The organism is Pseudoruegeria sp. SK021 (assembly GCF_002119405.1).
In the GTDB taxonomy this organism is placed as follows: domain Bacteria; phylum Pseudomonadota; class Alphaproteobacteria; order Rhodobacterales; family Rhodobacteraceae; genus Meridianimarinicoccus.
Genome location: NZ_MTBG01000093.1, coordinates 1 through 1,883 on the forward strand (window position 1 = coordinate 1; position 1,883 = coordinate 1,883).

Here is a 1,883-nt window from a genome sequence, read left to right on the forward strand (position 1 = left end):
GGGTCGGTAACGATCAAATTGGACACGTTGACCCCTGCAGGCCGGATCGCCGAAATCGTGCGGGCTCTTGGAGAGGGCGAATGATCTTTCCATCGCATCGGGTGCGCATCTTGGTGGCGACGCAGCCGGTAGACTTCCGAAAGGGACATGATGGCCTCACTGCTCTGGTCCAGTCGATGCTGCGCAAGGACCCGTTCACGGGGACGGTATTTGTGTTTCGCTCAAAGCGCGCAGATCGATTGAAATTGTTGTTCTGGGACGGAAGTGGGCTGGTCCTGGGCTACAAACGGCTCGAAGACGCGACCTTCACTTGGCCCACCATTACGAACGGGATGATGTCGCTGAACCACGCCCAATTCGAGGCGCTGTTTGGCGGGCTGGATTGGCGCAAGGTGAAGGCGCTGGAGGTCCGGCCGCCGACTGCGGTGGAGTGAATCAGGGTATAGATTGTAGCGGCCATTGGGTTGATTCTGGGCTATAAACTTCCCCATGACCACCGCAGCCAAAGACCTCGATCTGTCTATTCTACCGCCGGATTACCGGGCGGCGTTTGAGGCCCTGCAGGTGGCGGCTGCGCGGGCCACAGCACTGGAGGACGTCGTCAAACGCCTTGAGCACCTGGTGGCCGAACTGAACCATGCGGTCCATGGCAAGAAGTCCGAGAAGCTGAGTGAGGACGACCGGCAGTTGGCGTTCGAAGACCTCAAGATTGCCCTCGCCGAGGCCGAGGAACAAAAGCAAACTCAGGCGGTCGGTGAGGATGCGCCAAAGCGCAGACGGATCCCCAAGCGCAATCGCGGCAACCTGCCCGAGGGGCTGCCGCGCATCGAACGGGTGATCGAGCCCGACACCCTGGAGTGCCCGTGCGGCTGCGGGATAATGCATAAGATCGGCGAACACCGCACCGAACGACTGGATATCGTTCCGGCCCAACTGCGTGTGATCGCAACCGTGCGCCCGAAATACGCCTGCCGCACCTGTACCGACGGGGTCACGCAAGCACCGACTCCGCCTTGGCTGATCGAAGGCGGCCTGCCCACCGAAGGGGCCATCGCGCATGTTTTGGTGTCAAAATATGCGGACCACCTTCCATTGTATCGCCAAAGCCAGATCTTGGCCCGGTCCGGTATCGACATTCACCGATCGACCCTTGCGGACTGGGTCGGCGTGGCGGCCTTTCATCTCCGCCCCGTCGTTGATCGGCTGGCCGAGCATTTGAGGACGTCCACAAAGCTGTTCATGGATGAAACGTCAGCGCCCGTACTGGACCCGGGGCGCGGACGCACGAAAACCGGCTACCTCTGGGCGCTTGCCCGAGACGACAGATCTTGGGGCGGCGATGACCCCCCGGGGGTAGTCTATTTTTACGCCCCTAATCGCCGCGGTGAAAATGCCGAGACGTTCCTGACTGGGTTCAACGGCATCCTGCAACTTGACGGTTATCAGGGCTACAATCGGCTGACCAAATCGTCCCGCAAGGACGGCGATCCCATCATCATTGCACATTGCTGGGCCCACGCACGCCGCAAGCTCAAGGAAATCTTCGACCGCGACGGGTCCGAGATCGCCGCTGAAGGCTTGCGCCGGATCGCCGACATCTATGCCATCGAAAAGGATATCCGCGGCACGTCGGCCGGCCAGCGCCTGTCGGCCCGCGAGGGTCGCTCCGCTCCTCTGGTCGCCGCATTCGGAGACTGGCTGCAGGCCCAACGCATGCGCCTATCCGCCAAATCCCGCCTCGGCGAAAAGCTCGCCTACATTCACAACCACTGGGACGGCCTACAAACCTTCCTGACAGACGGCCGCGTCGAGATCGACTCCAACAAGGTTGAGAATTTGATCAGGCCGATTACCCTGAATCGCAAGAACGCATTGTTCGCCGG

2 protein-coding genes are annotated in these 1,883 nt (G+C 61.0%); both read left to right on the forward strand.

Going from position 1 to position 1,883, the window contains the following annotated elements; genetic code table 11:
• Positions 1 to 80: 80 nt before the first annotated feature.
• Positions 81 to 434, forward strand: a complete 354-nt coding sequence (gene tnpB / locus BV911_RS18685; RefSeq protein ID WP_086055037.1) for an IS66 family insertion sequence element accessory protein TnpB — start codon at positions 81 to 83, stop codon at positions 432 to 434.
• 55 nt (positions 435 to 489) lie between these two features.
• On the forward strand, positions 490 to 1,883 hold a 1,394-nt coding region (locus BV911_RS18690), incomplete at its 3' end, for an IS66 family transposase (protein ID WP_086055038.1).

Bases quoted from the DNA above. Each gene is read 5' to 3' on its own strand.
- tnpB (WP_086055037.1), top strand. From the start codon at position 81: ATGATCTTTCCATCGCATCGGGTGCGCATCTTGGTGGCGACGCAGCCG.